The sequence below is a fragment of the Niallia sp. genome, from assembly GCF_031978665.1.
GTDB lineage: Bacteria > Bacillota > Bacilli > Bacillales > Cytobacillaceae > Niallia.
The window spans coordinates 1-2,256 of sequence record NZ_DALZDK010000059.1 but is presented as its reverse complement, the minus strand read 5'-3'; the positions used below and the strand labels follow the sequence as shown (position 1 = coordinate 2,256).

The 2,256-nt window shown below is 35.2% G+C and carries 2 protein-coding genes; one reads left to right on the top strand and one right to left on the bottom strand.

The window, feature by feature from the left end; all coding sequences use genetic code 11:
• A partial coding sequence (locus tag RTL21_RS22140) for a ribose-phosphate diphosphokinase (RefSeq protein WP_312099207.1) occupies positions 1-557 on the bottom strand: 557 nt, incomplete at its 3' end.
• A gap of 332 nt (positions 558-889) precedes the next feature.
• Here RTL21_RS22140 and RTL21_RS22135 point away from each other — a divergent pair.
• Positions 890-2,242 (top strand): amino acid permease, encoded by a 1,353-nt coding sequence (locus RTL21_RS22135; RefSeq protein WP_312099206.1) that lies wholly within the window; start codon positions 890-892, stop codon positions 2,240-2,242.
• Positions 2,243-2,256: the final 14 nt, after the last annotated feature.

The following is a 2,256-nucleotide window of genomic DNA, read 5'->3' as shown; positions in this document are numbered from 1 at the left end:
AGCTCACGGGCACGTGTAACACTGCCATGATCTGGAGCAACTACTACTACATCATGGGAAAATTCTTTTGTATTTAAGTAATCGGCAAGAAGAGGGATACCCACTAATTGATCCACTGGAATATTAAAGAAGCCTTGTGTTTGTGGTGCATGAAGATCCAATGTTATAACACGGTCTGCACCAGATTTTTGAATCAAATTGGCAATTAATTTAGCTGTAATTGGCTCTCTCGGTTGAGCTTTTCTATCCTGACGTGCGTATCCATAGTATGGAATAACAACATTAATAGTATCAACAGAAGCTCGTTTTAGTGCATCAATCATAATAAGCAATTCCATAATACTTTGATTTACAGGGTCGCTAGTCGATTGAATAATAAATACTTCGCAACCGCGGACACTTTCTTCAATATTGATTTGAATTTCCCCATCGCTGAATTTCTTAACGGTACATTTTCCTAATTCTGTACCTAGATGCTCTACTATTTCTTGGGCAAGAGCAGGCGTTGAATTAAGAGCGAAAACTTTTAACTTTGTTCCTTGATATGTATTGGGCATGAATGGTTCCTCCTATAATCTGGACATACTTAGCTATTTCAATCAACTAAAGATACTCCTATAAATATTGTAGGATACTGATATTTGCATTACAATCAATTATAGCATTTTTAGGATGAAACATCTTAAACATTTCATAATATTACTAGTATTTTAACCCTAATAGCATATTCTAAAAACATAAAAATTACTCATTAGTGATGGAAGACACTTTTTCAACACGATAAAAAGAGAGATTCGTGAATGTTCCTTTAGATTGTGCTAAACTATAATTCGTTGACTTAATTACATAATAGATTTTAATAGTACACTTGAAGAGAGAGTGATTTAAAATGCAACAAGAAACGTTGTCGAGAGGCTTGAAAAATAGACATGTTCAATTAATTGCGATTGGAGGAGCGATAGGTACAGGACTTTTTCTTGGAGCAGGAAAGTCCATTCACTTAGCAGGACCTTCTATTTTATTTGCTTATATCATAACAGGGATTATCTGTTTTTTGATTATGCGTGCACTAGGAGAACTGCTGTTGTCAAATCTTGAATATCATTCATTTGTTGATTTTGTAAATGATTATTTTGGCAATAGGGCCGCTTTTGTAACAGGATGGACATATTGGTTCTGTTGGATTTCGATTGCGATGGCAGATTTAACGGCTATCGGCATGTACACGCAATTTTGGTTTCCGAATGTTCCTCAATGGCTACCAGGATTCATTGCATTAATTGTGTTGCTAATTATGAATTTAGCTACAGTTAAGCTATTTGGCGAAATGGAATTTTGGTTTGCTTTAATTAAGATAGTTGCGATTATTGCCTTAATCATAATTGGTTTTATTATGATTATTAAAGGCTTTTCAACAGATGCAGGACCATCTAGTTTTACCAATCTTTGGAGCCATGATGGAATGTTTCCGAATGGGATGCATGGATTTATACTTTCCTTCCAAATGGTTGTATTTGCATTTGTAGGAATTGAATTAGTAGGACTAACAGCTGGTGAAACAGAGAACCCTGAAAAGGTTATTCCTAAAGCTATTAACAATATCCCTGTTCGGATTTTGATTTTCTATGTGGGAGCATTGCTTATCATTATGAGCATTTATCCTTGGAATGCCATTAATCCAGCTAAAAGTCCATTTGTTCAGGTTTTCTTGGCTGTCGGAATAGCTGCTGCTGCTGGAATCGTTAACTTTGTTGTTTTAACTTCTGCTGCATCTGCATGTAATAGTGCGATATTTAGTACTAGCAGAATGACATATGCATTAGCAAAGGAAAAGAATGCACCAGAGGCACTAGCTAAATTAACAAAAAATCAAGTTCCATCGAACGCCCTGTTCTTCTCGGTTATCGTTGTTTTAATTGCCGTGATTTTAAATTATATCATGCCAGAGGGGGTATTTACGTTAATTACAAGTATATCTACGGTTTGTTTTATCTATATTTGGGCAAGTACCGTACTCTGTCACATGAAATACCGAAAAACACGACCAGAGCTTGCAGCAAAGAATAAATTTAAAATGCCGTTATACCCAGTTGCAAACTATATTGTTCTTATTTTCTTAGCATTTGTGCTAGTTGTATTAGGTTTGGCAGAGGATACAAGAATTGCATTATTTGTGACACCCGTGTGGTTTATTTTGTTATTGGTTATTTACCATTTTAAATGGAATAGATCTTCTAATTGATCGGTTGTTTTATA

What these genes read in the sequence shown, in the direction of transcription:
- RTL21_RS22135 (WP_312099206.1), top strand. Translation starts at nt 890, where the DNA reads ATGCAACAAGAAACGTTGTCGAGAGGCTTGAAAAATAGACATGTTCAA.